The organism is Massilia sp. UYP11, from assembly GCF_050434805.1.
Taxonomy (GTDB): Bacteria; Pseudomonadota; Gammaproteobacteria; order Burkholderiales; family Burkholderiaceae_D; genus Telluria.
On record NZ_JBNDJE010000024.1, the window covers coordinates 1 to 16,197 of the forward strand.

The 16,197-nt window shown below is 63.3% G+C and carries 17 protein-coding genes and 1 pseudogene; 9 read left to right on the top strand and 9 right to left on the bottom strand.

All coding sequences use genetic code 11. The features are described 5' to 3' along the window. Window positions 1–99 precede the first annotated feature (99 nt). A pseudogene (locus ABIB38_RS21480) lies at window positions 100–204 on the bottom strand (transposase); the annotation flags it as partial. A 587-nt stretch (window positions 205–791) separates the two neighbouring features. Here ABIB38_RS21480 and ABIB38_RS21485 point away from each other — a divergent pair. Both ABIB38_RS21485 and ABIB38_RS21490 read left to right on the top strand, forming a co-directional pair. Beyond that, window positions 792–1,526, top strand: coding sequence for a haloacid dehalogenase type II (locus ABIB38_RS21485; protein ID WP_429206735.1), 735 nt, complete (start codon window positions 792–794; stop codon window positions 1,524–1,526). Window positions 1,527–1,872: 346 nt separating this feature from the next. Further along, on the top strand, window positions 1,873–2,289 hold the full coding sequence (locus ABIB38_RS21490) for a hypothetical protein (RefSeq protein WP_429206736.1): 417 nt from the start codon (window positions 1,873–1,875) through the stop codon (window positions 2,287–2,289). A 276-nt stretch (window positions 2,290–2,565) separates the two neighbouring features. Here ABIB38_RS21490 and ABIB38_RS21495 read toward each other — a convergent pair whose 3' ends face one another. Beyond that, window positions 2,566–2,721, bottom strand: coding sequence for a hypothetical protein (locus ABIB38_RS21495; RefSeq protein WP_429206737.1), 156 nt, complete (start codon window positions 2,719–2,721; stop codon window positions 2,566–2,568). 104 nt (window positions 2,722–2,825) lie between these two features. Here ABIB38_RS21495 and ABIB38_RS21500 point away from each other — a divergent pair, with 104 nt between their 5' ends. The 7 genes from ABIB38_RS21500 to ABIB38_RS21530 all read left to right on the top strand — a co-directional run bounded on the left by ABIB38_RS21500 (window position 2,826) and on the right by ABIB38_RS21530 (window position 8,325). Beyond that, window positions 2,826–4,229, top strand: a complete 1,404-nt coding sequence (locus ABIB38_RS21500; protein ID WP_429206738.1) for a TolC family protein — start codon at window positions 2,826–2,828, stop codon at window positions 4,227–4,229. Window positions 4,230–4,246: 17 nt separating this feature from the next. Next, window positions 4,247–5,638: a multicopper oxidase family protein gene (locus ABIB38_RS21505; RefSeq protein ID WP_429206739.1), complete on the top strand. Its 1,392-nt coding sequence runs from the start codon at window positions 4,247–4,249 to the stop codon at window positions 5,636–5,638. Between the two features lie 22 nt (window positions 5,639–5,660). Continuing rightward, on the top strand, window positions 5,661–6,104 hold the full coding sequence (locus ABIB38_RS21510) for a DUF411 domain-containing protein (protein ID WP_429206740.1): 444 nt from the start codon (window positions 5,661–5,663) through the stop codon (window positions 6,102–6,104). 21 nt (window positions 6,105–6,125) lie between these two features. Next, window positions 6,126–6,482: a copper-binding protein gene (locus tag ABIB38_RS21515; RefSeq protein WP_429206741.1), complete on the top strand. Its 357-nt coding sequence runs from the start codon at window positions 6,126–6,128 to the stop codon at window positions 6,480–6,482. A 68-nt stretch (window positions 6,483–6,550) separates the two neighbouring features. Next, window positions 6,551–6,916, top strand: a complete 366-nt coding sequence (locus ABIB38_RS21520) for a copper resistance protein CopC (RefSeq protein ID WP_429206742.1) — start codon at window positions 6,551–6,553, stop codon at window positions 6,914–6,916. After that, complete coding sequence (locus tag ABIB38_RS21525) at window positions 6,917–7,858, top strand: copper resistance D family protein (protein ID WP_429206743.1); 942 nt, start codon at window positions 6,917–6,919, stop codon at window positions 7,856–7,858. 23 nt (window positions 7,859–7,881) lie between these two features. Continuing rightward, the gene (locus ABIB38_RS21530; RefSeq protein WP_429206744.1) at window positions 7,882–8,325 is read left to right on the top strand and encodes a YybH family protein; all 444 of its coding nucleotides are present in this window, start codon (window positions 7,882–7,884) and stop codon (window positions 8,323–8,325) included. A 72-nt stretch (window positions 8,326–8,397) separates the two neighbouring features. Here ABIB38_RS21530 and ABIB38_RS21535 read toward each other — a convergent pair whose 3' ends face one another. The 7 genes from ABIB38_RS21535 to bluB form a co-directional block, all read right to left on the bottom strand. Then, window positions 8,398–9,147 (bottom strand): MBL fold metallo-hydrolase, encoded by a 750-nt coding sequence (locus ABIB38_RS21535; protein WP_429206745.1) that lies wholly within the window; start codon window positions 9,145–9,147, stop codon window positions 8,398–8,400. A gap of 101 nt (window positions 9,148–9,248) precedes the next feature. Next, window positions 9,249–9,686 carry a YeeE/YedE family protein gene (locus ABIB38_RS21540; protein ID WP_429206746.1) on the bottom strand — a complete coding sequence of 146 codons (438 nt, stop codon included), beginning with the start codon at window positions 9,684–9,686 and terminating at the stop codon, window positions 9,249–9,251. A 14-nt stretch (window positions 9,687–9,700) separates the two neighbouring features. Next, window positions 9,701–10,132: a YeeE/YedE family protein gene (locus ABIB38_RS21545; RefSeq protein WP_429206747.1), complete on the bottom strand. Its 432-nt coding sequence runs from the start codon at window positions 10,130–10,132 to the stop codon at window positions 9,701–9,703. A 13-nt stretch (window positions 10,133–10,145) separates the two neighbouring features. Next, window positions 10,146–10,427, bottom strand: a complete 282-nt coding sequence (locus ABIB38_RS21550; RefSeq protein ID WP_429206785.1) for an ArsR/SmtB family transcription factor — start codon at window positions 10,425–10,427, stop codon at window positions 10,146–10,148. Window positions 10,428–10,929: 502 nt separating this feature from the next. Beyond that, the gene (locus ABIB38_RS21555; protein WP_429206748.1) at window positions 10,930–12,663 is read right to left on the bottom strand and encodes a bifunctional metallophosphatase/5'-nucleotidase; all 1,734 of its coding nucleotides are present in this window, start codon (window positions 12,661–12,663) and stop codon (window positions 10,930–10,932) included. A 23-nt stretch (window positions 12,664–12,686) separates the two neighbouring features. Continuing rightward, window positions 12,687–14,294, bottom strand: coding sequence for a methyl-accepting chemotaxis protein (locus ABIB38_RS21560; protein ID WP_429206749.1), 1,608 nt, complete (start codon window positions 14,292–14,294; stop codon window positions 12,687–12,689). A 770-nt stretch (window positions 14,295–15,064) separates the two neighbouring features. Continuing rightward, window positions 15,065–15,721, bottom strand: coding sequence for a 5,6-dimethylbenzimidazole synthase (gene bluB, locus ABIB38_RS21565; protein ID WP_429206750.1), 657 nt, complete (start codon window positions 15,719–15,721; stop codon window positions 15,065–15,067). Window positions 15,722–16,197 lie beyond the last annotated feature (476 nt).

The window sequence follows — 16,197 nt, forward strand, 5'->3', positions numbered from 1 at the left end:
CTCTTCTGAAAACAACCGTCTTTCACGTGCCATGTAATTCCTCCGATAGGGACATCATACCTATCGAAAGTGTCCGAGCTGGTGGGGGAAGGCCAGGATGCTTACCCCAAGTCGGGCCGCTACTTCGCTTGCTGGGTGACCGCCCTGCGCCACCTGCTTGGCCGCTGCAATCTTGAATTCCTCTGTGTACCGCTTACCGCTCATATCTTCTCCTTGTGCCCGATATTATGGCTCAGGAGTGTCTACGATAGTCGTGGCGATTCAATCCGAATGAAGAATGAGATCTTAATTCTGCTTGACGCTATGCCCAAGCCAGAGGTAGCTGTTCTGGCAGGCACGTCTGCGATAGGTGTCAAATATCCGCGTGCGTAGCGTCGATCTCAGAGTGTAGCGGCGGCCATTGCCGCCTCTCCAGGTAGTCTGAATTCACACTTCTCTGACCAAATTAGTACCCTTGTCAGCGAAGTGCTAGTTTTACTTACAAAAACAGGAAGTAAAACCGTCAGATCAGAGCTTTCGAAAGGCCATGTGCTGCTATGGCGAGCGATGATACCGATCTTACAAAATTACTTCCGAGAGCTCGGTGTCCCCGGCTCCGGGTATGACAGCACCGAGCAAGGCTGTTGGTGAGGTACGCGCTGATGAATACGGCTCTTCCATAAGGTCAGCCAGCCTCAATCATGCGCAGCCTGGGCACCTGCTATAGTCTGTCCACCACGATACCATTGCCTGGATACGCCGCGGGCGAGCCACAAACTGATACGGCGCCACGTTTCATCCTCAAGCTAACTATGCGCACATCGCTTCACACCGTCGGCTTTCTCGGGTTCGACGTTTTCGGCACCGTCGTCGACTGGCGCTCCGGCATTGCACGGGCAGCGCAGCCGTTTCTGGAACGGCACCGCATCGATGTCGATCCATTTGCGTTCGCCGACGAATGGCGTTCGCTGTACCAACCTGCCATGCAGTCGGTCCGGTCTGGTGAGCGCCCCTGGGTTCGCCTGGAGCTCCTGCAGCGCGAAAACCTGGAAACCCTCCTGGCCAGGCATGGCGCCGACTTCGGCGCCATGCCTGGCGCGGAACTGGCAGAGCTGAACCGGGCATGGGAGCGCCTTGACCCCTGGCCGGACGTGCTGGAAGGCCTCGCACGGCTGAAACGCCGGTTCCCGATCGGACCGCTGTCGAACAGTCACATCGCCGGTATGCTGCGACTGGCTCGCTATGGTGGCCTGCCATGGGACACCATCCTCGGCGCCGAGATCGCCAGGAGCTACAAACCCCAGCCACAGACCTACCTGAAGTCGGCCGACGCCGTCGGACTGCCTCCGCATGAATTCGCCCTGGTCGCAGCCCACAACGGCGATCTCCAGGCTGCCCGGGCCTGCGGCCTCAGGACGATCTTCGTGCGCCGGCCCCATGAACATGGTCCGGCGCAATCGACCGACCTGGAGCCGGAGCACGACTGGGACATCGTGGCCGACAGCTTCATCGAAGTAGCCGACCTGCTCGACTGCCCGCGGTTGTGAAACGCCCGCCACCCGGCGCGGAGAATCAGGACGTGGCGATCGCCGCCACATTTGGCCCCGGACTGCCGCATCGAAAGCAATTTGTGTTCTCGATTGCGCAACTAATATCCCAATGCATAAAACCGATTAATACCGAGTCACGGCGCTAATATCGTTAAGTTAAGCTGCTGAGCTAGCCGTCAAATACGTCGTCCCCGCGCAGGCGGGGGGCCAAGTGCTGCAAACGGCGTCGAAACGCTTGCAAGATTGGTTCCCCACCTTCTTGGGGACGACGTTTTTACGCTAACTCAAGAAGACTTTCGCCTAGCTTCCGCGCCGCGACAGCCGTGCTATACTGATTCGACCTATGAACCGTCTGCTCTCGACATTGCTGGTCTGGCTCCTGATGGGCATGCTCCCGCTCCATGCGGTTGCCGGTTCCATCAATATGTCGTGCGCGCCGGTTTTGCCGCAAGTCGCCGTGCCGCTCGCAGACCAGCATATGGCGCACGCCGCTTCCAGCGACATGCATGCGCATCACGGCGACCACGCCATGACCGAAGCGGACGCCGCCTTCGGCGATGACGGTTCCCATGCCAACGTTGAAAAGTCGACGCACTCGTCGTGCAGTGCCTGTTCGATATTTTGCGCCGGCGCCGTGGCGCCTCCATCCTTCTCCCTCTCCTTGCCTGTCTTTGACGGCTCCAGCGCGGCTAGCGCCTCGCCTGCCGACTTCGTGGCTGGTTTCATTCCTGACGGCCTCAGACGCCCTCCTCGGCAATAAATCCGCCTGATCGACCTGGACATCGCCTCGGCCTCTAGTTGCCGCCGCCTGTCCTGAACTTCGGCGCCCCCGCGCGCCCCTGTTTACCGATTTCGAGGATTGACAATGAAACTCAAGCTGTGGGCTGCCTTTGGCACCCTGCTCGCTGCTGCGCTTGGAGCACAGGCCCAGCAAAGTTCCCGTACTCCCGATCCGGCCGACGCATCCGTCGTCGTGCCACCAACCGGGTACGTCTCGGCGATGACCAATCATTCGCCGACCGTGAAAGGTGGCGTGTCACCTGACAAGAACTGGCGCGCCGCCAACGCCGCCGTCGCAGATCCGTCCGCCCACGCTGGCCACGCCAGTCATGGGACTCACGCTGGCCATGCCGGTCACGGGGCTCACGCTGGCCACGCCGATCATGGGGATCACACTGGCCAACCTGGTCATGATGCTGCCCCCGTTCAGAGGCCGCCCGGTAACGCGCCGGCCGACGCATCTGAAGATCACCACAAGCATCACTGAGGCGAGGCCAGGCTATGACAACAACACGAATGGCACCGTCTCTGCGCGCGGTCGCGACCGCGGTCGTCGCCCTGACACTGGGCGGATGCGCGACGTTTTCCAGTGACGGTGGTCTGGACGCCGTCTCGGCAATGACGACCGATCGCATCGGCCAGGACATCCAGCTCAAGCGCCCGGCCGGGACTGATCCTGCCACGCAGGCCGAACTGAACGAGCTGCTCAAGCAACCGCTGTCTGCCGACAGTGCCGTGCGGGTCGCACTGCTCAACAACCAGGGATTGCGTGCCTCCCTCCAGGAGCTCGGTGTGGCCGAGGCTGACCTGGTGCAGGCCGGCCGCATGGCCAACCCATCGGTGGGCTTTGGCCGCATGTCCGGCGGCGGCGAAACCGAAATCGAACGCAGCGTCATGTTTGACCTGGTCGGCCTGCTGACCATTCCGCTGCGCCGCGACATCGAATCGCGCCGGTTCGAAGGCGCCAAGCTCATTGCTGCCACCGATGCGGTGCGTCTGGCTGCCGACACGCGCAAGGCCTATTTCAATGCCGTAGCGGCCGCGCAGTCAGCGCAGTACGCCGAGCAGGTACGCGAGGCGGCGCAGGCAAGCGCCGAGTTGGCTTCCCGGATGGCCAAGGTCGGTAACCTGAGTGCACTGGACCAGGCACGCGAGCAGGCGTTCTCCGCCGAAGCGACTGCCCAGTTGGCCCGCGCGCGCCATCACGCCACCGCAGCGCGGGAGCAACTCACCCGCCTGATGGGCGTGTGGGGAACGAGCACCGCCTTCCAGCTGCCCGAGCGGCTTCCCGACATGCCGGGCACGCCACGTGAACCATCGAACATCGAGTCGCTCGCCATGCAGCAGCGCCTGGACGTCCAGCTCGCCAAACTGAACACGCAAGCGACGGCCCGCGCGCTGGGCCTGACGAAGGCGACCAGCTTCGTCAACGTGCTCCACGCCGGCTATGCCAACTCGAGCACCTCCGGCGAGCCGCGCGAGAACGGTTATGAGATCGAGCTTGCCCTGCCCCTGTTCGACTGGGGTGGGGCCCGCACGGCAAAAGCCGAGGCGCTGTACATGCAGGCGGTTCATCGCACGGCCAATACCGCCATCACGGCGCGCTCCCAGGTACGCGAAGCCTATTCGGCCTACCGGACGAGCTACGACCTGGCGCGGCACTACCGTGACGAGATCGTCCCACTTCGCAAGAAGATTTCGGAAGAGACCCTGCTGCGTTACAACGGCATGCTCATGAGCGTGTTCGAGCTCCTTGCGGACGCCCGCGCCCAGATCAACGGCGTCAATGCCGCCATCGAGGCGCAGCGCGACTTCTGGATTGCCGACACCGACCTGCAAGCTGCCATCCATGGCGCAGGCGGCGCAACCACCAGCCTTTCCAGTTCCGTGGCGACCGAGTCGGCCGCTGCCGGACATTGAAACAAGGATTAAAAACAATGAGCTCTCGTCGAGACTTCTTTACCGGCGCCGCGGCGCTCGTCGGCGCCGGCCTGGTGAGCCGGGCCGGCGCGGCCACGCTGCCCGAGGCGCCCATCATGGACAGCGCCGTCACCCAACCGCCGCCGCCACCACCGAATGGCCGCCCTTTCAACCCCGTCGTGACGCTCAACGGCTGGTCGCTGCCCTGGCGCATGAACAATGGCGTCAAGGAGTTCCACCTGATCGCCGAACCCGTGGTGCGCGAGATTGCGCCGGGAATGAAGGCGAACCTGTGGGGCTATAACGGCCAGAGCCCCGGGCCGACCATTGAAGTGGTGGAAGGCGACCGGGTGCGCATTTTCGTCACCAACAAGCTGCCCGAGCACACCAGCATCCACTGGCATGGCCAGCGCCTGCCCAATGGCATGGATGGCGTGACCGGCCTGAACCAGCCCGGTATCCAGCCGGGCAAGACCTTCGTGTACGAGTTCGTCGCCCGCCGCCCGGGTACCTTCATGTACCACCCGCATGCCGACGAAATGGTGCAAATGGCGATGGGCATGATGGGCTTCTGGGTCACGCACCCGAAAAATCCGGCCCACCACCGGGTAGACCGCGATTTCGTGTTCCTGCTCAATGCCTACGCCATCGAACCAGGCAGCTACACGCCGCGCGTGAACGAGATGCTGGACTTTAATCTATGGACCTTCAACAGCCGTGCATTCCCCGGCATCGATACCATGAACGTGCGCCAGGGCGACCGCGTGCGCATCCGCGCCGGTAACCTGACGATGACCAACCATCCAATCCACCTGCACGGACACGAGTTCGAAGTCACCGGCACCGACGGCGGCTGGACCCGGCCCGAGTCGCGCTGGCCGGAGGTGACGACCGACATCGCGGTGGGTCAGATGCGGGCGATCGAATTCATTGCCGACGAGCCCGGCGACTGGGCCTTTCACTGCCACAAGTCGCACCACACGATGAATGCGATGGGGCATGACGTGCCGACCCTGATCGGCGTCGACCACCGCGGCGTGGCCGAGAAGATCACGAAGCTGGTTCCCGACTACATGGTCATGGGCGAAAAAGGCGGCTCGATGGGCGACATGGAGATGCCGCTACCTGACAACACGCTTCCGATGATGACCGGCCAGGGGCCGTTCGGGGGCGTTGAAATGGGCGGCATGTTCACGATCCTGAAGGTGCGCAAGGATCAGAAGCGTGGCGACTACAGCAATCCAGGCTGGTACCAGCACCCGCCAGGGACTGTCGCCTACGAGTGGAAAGGCGAACCGCCCGCGGCCGTCCGTAGCCAGGACGCGGGCGGCCAGGCAATGCCCACGGCCAACAGGCCGGAAGTTGAAGTAACTGTCCGTAAACCCCAGAACCACCAGGGCCATCACTAACCCGCAAAAGGAGACCTACCCCATGATCAAGCGACTTATTTCACGTGCGGCCATGGCCGCCGTCCTGTCCATTCCGGTGCTGGCGATCGCCGCGGGCCCGGTCATCGACGTCTACAAGACCGAATCCTGCGGCTGCTGCGGAGCCTGGGTCGAGCACCTCGAGGCCAATGGCTTTACACCCCGCGTGACAAACGTCGCCAATCCGGCGGAATACCGCGAACGGGGCGGCATCCCGCACGAACTTGGCTCGTGCCACACGGCGATGATCCAGGGCTATGCGATCGAAGGCCACGTCCCGGCGGCCGACATCAAGCGGCTGCTCGCGCAAAAACCGATGGCCAAAGGGTTGGCCGTGCCCGGGATGCCCCTCGGCTCGCCCGGCATGGAGGGGCCACGCAAGGACCCGTACGACGTCCTGCTCGTGCAGCCCAATGGCAAGACCACCGTTTTTAAACGCTACAACTGATCCGTCTCGAAAGGAACAACGATGAACGCATTCTCGAAACCGGCCCTGGCGATCGTGATGGCCGTCGCAAGCTCGCTCACCCTGGCACAGGAAACCGCCCACGCCGGACACGAAGGCCATGAGTCCCATGCCGGCCACGAAGCGCCGGCGGCGTCCGGGCTCGTCGATGGTGAAGTCAGGAAGATCGACCAGGAGGCCGGCAAGATCACGCTGCGCCACGGTGAAATCAAGAACCTCAACATGGCCGCAATGACGATGGTCCTGCGCGTCAAGGATCCAGCCATGCTCGGGCTGGTCCAGGTCGGCGACAAGGTAAAATTTGCCGCCGATCGCATCGAAGGCGCCATCACCATCGTTCAGCTGGAAAAAGCCCAGTAGTCGAGGCGCGCCCATGCCCCGTGTCTTTCCGCGCCGGCGTGGCGCGGGATTGAGAGGAGAAACCACAGATGACAATGAAAAACCTGCTTGCCGCCGCTGCCGCGGCCATCATCACCGTGGCGGCGCCGTCCGCGCTCGCTCATGCCAGGCTGGAGGCGTCGACCCCTGCTGCGAACAGCGTCGTCAGCCCGGCGCCGGCCCAGGTCCGCCTGCAGTTCAACGAACCGCTCGAACTGCCCTTCAGCAAGGTCAAGCTCGTTGACGAAAAAGGGGGCGTCGTCGATGCATCCAGGGTCGCCGCGGACCCTGCCGATCCCAGGGCGCTGGTCGCGACCACGCCCGGGCTGCATGCCGGCGTTTGGCGTGTGCAGTGGACCACGGTCGCGCGCGATGGCCACAAGGTCAAGGGCGAATTCTCCTTCCGGGTGCAATAAGTGGAATCCGACCTCGCGTCGGTCCAGCGCGCCATCACCGCCCTCCTCAACCTGTCGCTCGCCGTGCTTGTTGGTGCGAGCGCAGCGCTGCTCTGGCTGCGCACCCGCCAATCGCCCTGGGCTGGCGCCCTGCTGGTGCGCCTGCAAAGAGCGCTGCTTGCGGGATCCGGCGCGGCGATCGCTACCTATATCGCCATCCTGTGGATCGAGGCGGCGTCGATGGCCGAAGTGCCACTCGCCGAAGCGCTGCCCGCAGTGAAGTCGGTCATCAGTGCGACCCATTTCGGATTGGCGTGGATGATCGGCGCTGTCGCGCTCGTGGTTGCAGGCGCGGCATCGGCTGCGCCGCTGCGGCTGCAAACCACGCCGGCCGTATCGGCGCTGCGCGTGCTGGCGATCGGCGTGCTGCTGTATAGCCGCAGCATGGTCAGCCATGCCGGCGCGGCGGGCGATTTCACGTGGGCCGTGGCAGTCGACTGGCTACACCTGGTATTGACCAGTATCTGGGTCGGCGAAGTGATCGTGGCAGGCTTGATCACGCTGCGACATGCACCCGACAGCGCTCCGGGCAGCCGATCGGACTGCGTCGCCTACGTCGAGGCGCTCTCGTGCAGCGCGACAGTCGCGCTGGTGGGTATTTTCGCCACCGGCGCAATCAGTGCCTGGCGCGTGCTGGAGCGCCCGGAAAACCTGTTCGGCAATCCGTATGGCGATGTCCTCATCATCAAGCTCGGCCTCGTGTTCTTCGCCGCGGCGCTGGGCGGCTTCAACCGCTTTATCGTGATGCCAGCCGTGCTCGCATCACTGACACAGTCCAGTCAACGTGCGCCGGACGCCAGCAAGCGCTTCGCACGGATCCTGCATATTGAAGCCATCGTCCTGATTGCCGTGCTGGTAGCGGCGGCTGTCCTGACGTCGACCTCTCCCCCAATGTCATCCTGAGCAAGTTCACCTGGAAAGAAAAAATGTTTAAGAAAACCCTGGCCGCCATCATCGTTACCGCTGCGTTCGCTGGCGTGCATGCCTCTGCCCTGGCCGCATCGCCCAAGGAAACAGTCGCCGCATTCCATCAAGCGCTGACCAGCGGGGACAAGGAAAAGGCACTATCGCTACTGTCTCCTGAAGTCGCCATCTACGAATCCGGGTTCGTCGAACGCTCGCGCGACGAGTACGCGGGCCATCACCTGGGTGGCGACATGGCATTTGCCAAGAATGTCACGCGCAAGACCCTCAAGCAGTCCGAGCGTATCGACGGCAACACCGCCATTGTCTGGGAAGAGACGGAAACCGTCGGGTCGTCGCGCGGCAAACCGGTGCATGTCTTCGGCACCGAGACCGCGGTCCTTGAAAAGAAGGGAGAGGACTGGAAAATCGTGCATGTACACTGGTCGTCGCGCAAAGCGAAATGATGCGCTGGTGAAGCGACAGGGCGGGCCTGAAGCCCGCCCTCTATTTCCTGCTCGACGGACTATCCTTGCGGACTATCCTTGCGGACTATCAGTCATCTGCTGGCAGTACTTGCCGAGATTGTCCGGCAGATCAGTCGGACACACGCCGCACTGCTTGTTGCCGGGAACCGCATAATCGATAAATTTCGGGTATGGCAGGTTGAGCCCCGCCATGATCTGCCGGAACTCCTCGATCGAGCGGTCTGCGCCAAGGCGAGGATTGCGCTGCTTTTCCTGCATGACGGAAGACACCCACCGGTTCTGATAATCGTGCGCCGGGTAGACGAGCGTTTCATCAGGCAATGCGAACAGCTTTCCCCGCACGCTGTGATAGAGCGCATCCGCATCGCCCTGCTGGAAATCGGTGCGCCCGCACGCGTCGATCAACAGCGCGTCGCCCGTGAAGACGCGGCTGCCCAGCACATAGGCGAAATGGCCAGACGTATGGCCCGGCGTATGCAGTGGCTGGAATTGTATGGAGCCTACCGTGAAAGGCGTCCCCTCTTCCAGCTGAACGTCCGCACAGTCAACGCGTTCCGCTGCTGGCGCTGCAATCTTGCTCCCCACCTTGTTCTTCAGTTCCAGCGCCGCCGTGATGTGGTCGGCGTGGACATGGGTGTCGACGCTGTATGCAAGTGTCAGCCCCAGGCGTCGAAGCTCCTCCAGGTCACGCTCGACGGTCACGATCACGGGATCGATCAATACCGCTTGACCGGTTTCCGGACAGCCGATCAGGTAGGTGTAGGTGCTGGACAAGGGCTCAAACAATTGGCGGAAGATCATGCGGATTCTCCTACTGACAATCAGGCGTACGTGCCCCTGGATGGCGCAGTATAGACGCCGATGAGATCTCGGGCGCGCGCGTCCACCCCGATACCCTGCGCTTACGCACGCTGCTCGCCCGGCGCATCGGGCAGGCGTTCCAGTAGTTCGAAGATCGCCATCCCGGCCAGCATTGCGCCAGTAAAAATGAGCGGTTTCTCGCCGCCGACGATCAGCGACACCAGCGCCGGCCCTGGACAGTACCCCGCCAGGCCCCAGCCCACCCCGAAGGCCAGACTACCGAACACCAGTCGCCGGTCGATCTGCGTGGCGGACGGCAAGCGCATGGCGTCGCCGAGCAGCGACTTGTTGCGCCCGGCGGCAACATGGAAGGCAATCAAGCCGACTGCGATCGCGCCACCCATGACGAATGCCAGCGACGGATCCCAGTTGCCGGCCAGGTCGAGAAAATTCAGGACTTTCGCTGGGTCTGCCATTCCGGAGACGAGCAGCCCGATACCGAAGATCAGCCCGACGATCAGTGCCATGACGATCTGCATGAATATTCCCCTCTTTACGCCATCAGGTGGCGTACGACATACACGGTGACGAAGCCGGCCAGCATGAAGCTCGCCGTGGCGACCAGGGAACGGGGCGAGCGCCGCGACAGTCCACAGACGCCGTGACCGCTGGTGCAGCCGGCCCCATAGCGCGTGCCCAGTCCGACCAGCAAGCCGGCGACAACCAGGGTCCCGGCGCCGGCATCGATGCGGGCCTCGGGCAAGATGGCAAACATCCCGACCACCAACGGCGCACCGATCAGTCCCGTCAGAAATGCGATACGCCAGGCGATGTCGCCGCGCAGCGGACGCAGCAAGCCGCCGAGCACGCCGCTAATGCCCGCGATCCGGCCGTTGAACAGCACAAACAGCGCCGCCGACAGCCCGATCAGCAGGCCGCCGAACAGCGACGCCCACGGCGTGAACTCGCTCCAGTTGATGGTCATGAATGACTCCCTTTCATCGTTTACAGTACAGCGCGTACAACACTTCCATCACGGCCATCGCTTCCCTGCTCGCTATGCTGTAATGGATCTGCTTGCCTTCGCGGCGGGTATCGACCAGCTTCTCGTCGCGCAGCACCGCCAGCTGTTGCGACAGCGTGGGCTGGCGAATGCCAGTCAAGGCTTCCAGTTCGCCGACACAGAACTCCCCCTGTGTCATCTGGCAAAGCAGCAGCAGGCGGTCGGGATTGCCCAGCGCCTTCAACAGGCCGCAAGCCTGCTCGGCAGCACGGCGCATCGATGCGATATCGATGCCGTCGGCAGGCCGTCGGCTCCCTTCTTCATGATTCATTGACATCGCACGTACCAATCAACATACACTTTTATAGTATATCTTTTATCGATATATATTCAAGTAGATTGTGATTCCTACCGGTGAGGGCTCGCGCCGCACTCACGGGCAGCGTCCTGCATGGCCGCGTGCTGGCGCCGTCGTGCCTGGCTTACGCCAGCAAGAAGAGTTGGTCAGATGGTAAAACCACCCTGGAGATACCATGAGGCAGCCTTTACCAGGCCGGCATGGTTGGGGGCGGAAATGCTCAAGGCCGGCGCCCCCACGCACGACCTCGCCCTGATCACGTCATAAAAAAAACCCAAAAGTTGACGTCCAACTTTTGGGTTTCAGCTCAGAGTGATCGCAACGCTTATTTCTCATCCTGCCAGACGGCCAGACCTGATCCAGTGCGCATTGGCAGGCGCACTGGATCAGGGCGGAATCTGCCCTGAACGCAGGCCGCGCGTCAGCGCGCGACCGCGCCCAGCGGCTGCATCTCGCGCACGCCGTGCGCCGACGCCGGCAGCGGATTGACCAGACGGATGCGCTCCAGCTGCAGGCCTTCGCGTGTCACCGTCTTGCCCGGCAGCGATTCGAGATAGCGCGCCACGACGTCGGTCGCGTCGAGCGTGGCGCCGTCCTTGTCCTTCACCACCACCACATCGGTCGCGGGCAGGCGGTTGATCATGGTCGGAATTTGCTGGTACCAGAAGCCGGCCACGCTGTAGCTGGCGTCCATTTGCACCGGTGCGGCGCCGATGCGCAGGTGTCGCACGCGCGACCCCTGTGGCGCCAGCGGATCGAATTCGGCGACCAGGCCGCTGATGCCGGCAGTCCAGCCGTTCACCCACTCGCCGGCACGCGCCGGGGTGTTCTGCGGCCTGCCCTCGAGCGCGTTCCGGACCTGTTTGCCGCTCAGCTGGCCGCGCGCGATCTGCGCGCCCACCGGCATGAAGTGGTACAGGTCTTCGAGCGTGATCGGGCCGGGAGCGACCACGGTGCCGTAGCGGAAGCCCGTGATGATGCCCAGCTGGGCGTCGCCCTGCTGGCGGAAGGCGTCGGTCAGGAAATCGTGCGACGAGCCCTCGATCACCGCCGGCATGCGCTCGTCCCCGAAGTTGCTGCGGTACAGCGGCACCTCGGTCCGTCCGACCACGGTGTCGATCGGGCGGCGCAGCGGCGCGCCGCTGAACGGATTGACGATGGCGCCGGTCTTGAACCCCGGCCCGCTCACCAGCGGCGCGCGCACCTTGGCGACCAGGGCGGCAATGCGCTTGTCTTCCGCCAGGAGCTCGGTGATCCGGTGCGACACGTAGCGCTTGTCCGTCACTGCGCCTTTCTCGACACGCACGCGCAGTTCGCCCACGACCTGCCCATCCATGCCCTGCTCGACGATCAGGGTGCCATTGCGCGAGACCACCGGCTTGGACGTGAGCTCATGCTTGTCGGACGAGAGAATCACGTCCACGCCGGGAATCGCATCGGCCAGCGTCAGGTTGCCATGCAGGCCGAGTTCCGAGATGACGACCAGCAGGTCGACGTCCTGGCCGCGCACTTCCTTCACGTAGCGCTCGTACTCGGCCCGGCCATCGGTGAAGCGCAGCCCTGCCGTGATCTTCGGGTCGCCGGCCTGCGGACCGCGGTCCGAGGTGAACCCGATGATGCCGACACGCAGGCCGCCGACTTCCTTGACGATGTAGGCTGGTGCAACGGTCTGGCCGTTTCGGGCTTCGAGCCCTGGATAATTATCGTAGTACAGGTTGGCCACGACCAGGTTCCACGGCGCGCGCGGCTTCGGGCCGGTAAAGTAGGACAGGAACTTGTCGGCGCCATACACATAATCCCAGTTGCCTGGCGCATAGGCATCGAAACCGAAGGCGTTGAGCACCTCGATCATCGCCTCGCCCTGGGTGAACATCGCCTCGGCGCCGCCGTGCAGGGTGTCGCCGGTGTTGACCAGCAGGGTCTTGCCGGGCTGGGCGCGGCGGATCTGTTCGACCAGCGTGTAGATCCGTGCGACGCCGCCTTCGGTCTTGCCGAGAGAATCGCTGCGCACGCTGGGGTGCGGCACCAGGTGGCCGTGCAGGTCACCCATGTGGATCAGCGTGACCTCGCCGCTGCCCTTGCCGGCCTGCGCCTGGCCGCCCAGGCCGAACAGGACGGCGGCAAGCGCCGCCGCCAGAAACTTATTGGATTTCATTGCAATTCCTTGGATAACATTGATTAGCTGGCACGGGTCAGCAGGGCCGGTTCGGCGTGGCGTCCGAGCGCTGGTACGGGGGCGGCGGGAAGCCGGAATACGCTGACCGAGCGCGCCAGATCGGCGGCCTGGTCCTGCATGGCGCCGGCTGCCGCCGCCGCCTCCTCGACCAGGGCCGCATTCTGCTGGGTGACCTGGTCCATTTGGACGATCGCACCGTTGACCTGCTCGATGCCGGCGCGCTGCTCCTGGCTGGCAGAGGTGATTTCCGCGATCACGTCGCTGACGCGACGCACGCTGGCGACCACCTCGCTCATGGTCTGCCCTGCGCGGCCGACCAGTTCGCTGCCGATGCCGACTTTCTCGGACGAGCTATCGATCAGGCCTTTGATTTCCTTGGCGGCTGCGGCGCTGCGCTGGGCCAGGTTACGTACTTCCGCCGCGACAACGGCAAAGCCACGCCCCTGTTCACCGGCGCGGGCCGCCTCCACCGCCGCGTTCAGCGCGAGGATATTGGTCTGGAAGGCGATGCCGTCGATCACACCGATGATCTCGGCCATCTTGCGGGCGGATTCGTTAATCGCCCCCATCGTGTCGACCACTTCCGCCACCACGGCGCCGCCGCGGGTGGCCACTTCGGAAGCCGAGATCGCCATCTGCTTTGCTTGATGCGCGTTATCGGCATTCTGGCGCACGGTGCCCGTCAGCTCTTCCATCGAAGAGGCGGTTTCCTCGAGCGCACTGGCTTGCTGCTCGGTGCGGGCCGACAGATCGAGGTTGCCCGACGCAATTTGTTCGGATGCGGTCGCAATACTATCGGTGCCGATACGCACTTCGGCCACGATGCCGGCCAAGCGTTTGGTCATGTCCTGCAGGGCGCGCAGCAACTGGCCGATCTCGTCGCGTCCCGTCGCCACGGCCTCGATACTCAGGTCGCCGCCGGCAACCGCCTCGGCGATGCCGACCGCCCGCTCCAGCGGGCGCGTGATCGAGCGTGCAATCAAGACCATGATGACCACACCGGCGAGGAAAGCCGCGATGCTGAGCGACAGCAGTTGCACGCGGCCGCTCAGGAAGGCTTCCTCCACCAGGAGGCTGCGTGCATCCAGTTTGCCTTGCAGATGCTGCGCCAGCTTGCCCTGAGCGGCGCCGAGTGCGGCCAGACGCGGCCTGACATCGACCTCCATCAGGCGGTTAGCCTCAACCATGTCGCCATTTGCCTTGGCCTTGAACGCGGAATCGAGCGCTGCGCGATATGGCTTCCTGATCGCCTGGGCCTCGGCAAACAGCTCCTTGCCCAAGGGATCATCGGCCAGGCGTTCCTGCAGCTGGCGCTGCAACTCGACGCCGCGCTTGGTTGTCGTGGCGATGGTGTCGAGGAAAAATTTGGTTGCCTGCTCATTGCCGGCCTCGAGCGCCGCCAGGCTGCGTACGCCGGTCACCTCGGCGAGACCCACCCATTCCCGGACAATGCGTGCGGAAGCAAGGTCTTCCTCGACCATTGCACGGTTGGTCAGGCCAACGTCTTGCAGGCGTGTCATGCCAATGCCGGCCACGGCCGCGAGCAAAAGAAGGAGAACGGAAAAACCGAGGCCGAGGCGGACCCCAATTTTCAAATCTGTGAATTTCATGATTGACTCTGCAAGAATGCGCGCGCCGTCGAACACGCCTGACAGCGGACACAATAGAAGGGAGGGAAATGTAGTTTCCGTAAGGCAACAAGTATAGCACCAGCTTTGGACTATATAGGCGACAGATCCATAATTCACGTCGAATTGCAGCCTTTTTGCCACGTTTGGGGCTGTTTCGCGATGAAATCGCTTCTTTTCCGGCCCGGTTGCGCATCCGTCCCTATTGCTTACGGATCCATCTGATGTGGTTTGGAGACGGGGTGGTCGGAAGGAACTTTGAAGAGGGATGCACTCGTCCAACGCAGAAACGACTGACGGCCAAGCGCTACCGCCTGCGCAACGTATCGGGGATAGTCGATCGATCCAGTCCCATGGCGATGAGCGGCGAAGATCCATGGCGCAGTTATTTACATCCCAAGTCTATCGCCAGCACGCCATGTTCACTACGCAGGCTCGTTGGGCTTCGGACGTCTCAACCACGCATAAGCGAAGGCAGCATGAACAGCGTCAGCAGCGTCGCCGAGAACAGCCATCCGACGGCGACGGTGGGCAAAGGCAACTACACCTCGGCCCCGGCCGTTGGCAATCGGCATCGACACGAAGCCGTGCTACGCGCCCAGAGCCATCATCGGCACAGTACACAACCGGCGCGGCGCCCCCGCCCTCACCGCCTCAACCAGCCTCACTAGTTTCTCTAACTACAACAGATGGGTGCACTGAACCGGGTTAACCATCAGCGATGGTCCAAAGGCCGTGCAAAAGCATGCCGCTTAACATGGCTGCGGGTCAGGCCGCCAGCGGTCGGTCGACAGCAGCGCGTCCAGGGAAGCGGGCCGAGCCCAGCCCTCCAGTTCGAGCATGGGTTTCGTATAGAATGCGGTCACGTGACCCAGGCAGAGGATGGCAACCGGCTTGGCGCCATCCGGGATGCCAAGTAGCCCAGCCAGCCTGGCGGGATCGAACAGCGACACCCAGCCCATGCCAAGCCCCTCGGCGCGCGAAGCCAGCCACATGTTCTGGATTGCGCAGGCCACCGATGCGAGATCCATCTCGGGCAGGGTGCGGCGGCCGAACACATGGCGTTCACGCCGGTCCATCAACGCCGCCACCAGCACTTCACCACACTCCCGAATGCCTTCGACCTTCAGCCGCATGAAGGCGTCGCCGCGATCGCCCAGTGCAGCCGCGGTCGCTTGGCGTTCGTCGTCTACGATCTGGCAGATCTGTTCGCGCACGGCACCATCCTTGATGCGGATGAAACGCCAGGGTTGCATCAGCCCAACACTGGGCGCCTGGTGCGCCGCAGTCAGCAGGCGCAGCAGAACCTCCTCGCTGACCTCCCCCGGTATGAAGTGGCGCACATCGCGGCGGTTGGCGATGACGCTGTAGACGGCGTCGATGTCGGCGCTACTGAATTCTTTTGGCAACACAAACCTCATCTAAAAAGAGCGGCCCTTCCGGCATCTGACGGCAGGGGGCGCCATCATGCGCGCCGGATGCGCGCGAACCGACCTTGGTCGAACGACGCAAGCGCTGACGCATTGTCGTCGCGCTCATCCATCTCACTGAGCCTACGCCGCCTTTGCCGCCGGATAGCGAAATGATACCCGACCATCCGCGTACGCCGACGCTGGCGCTGGTGGGTCGCATCAATCATCGTTCATGTCGACGAAGGTGCGCAGCGGTAAAACGGAACTTCGGAGGGGGCTGCACCTGTCCAACGCCAGAAACACTGGTGGCAGCCGGCTGCCGCCTGTGGCGCCTGCGTACCTTCGGCACTTCTGCATGATGCCGGCGTTGTGTCGCGTGGGTCCTGCCGTGTCGGGCAGGCGGCCGACGAGATAGCCGCCCAGGTGCGCGAGCACGGCCATGCCTGCATCGTCAAGGGGACGCATGGCCCAGG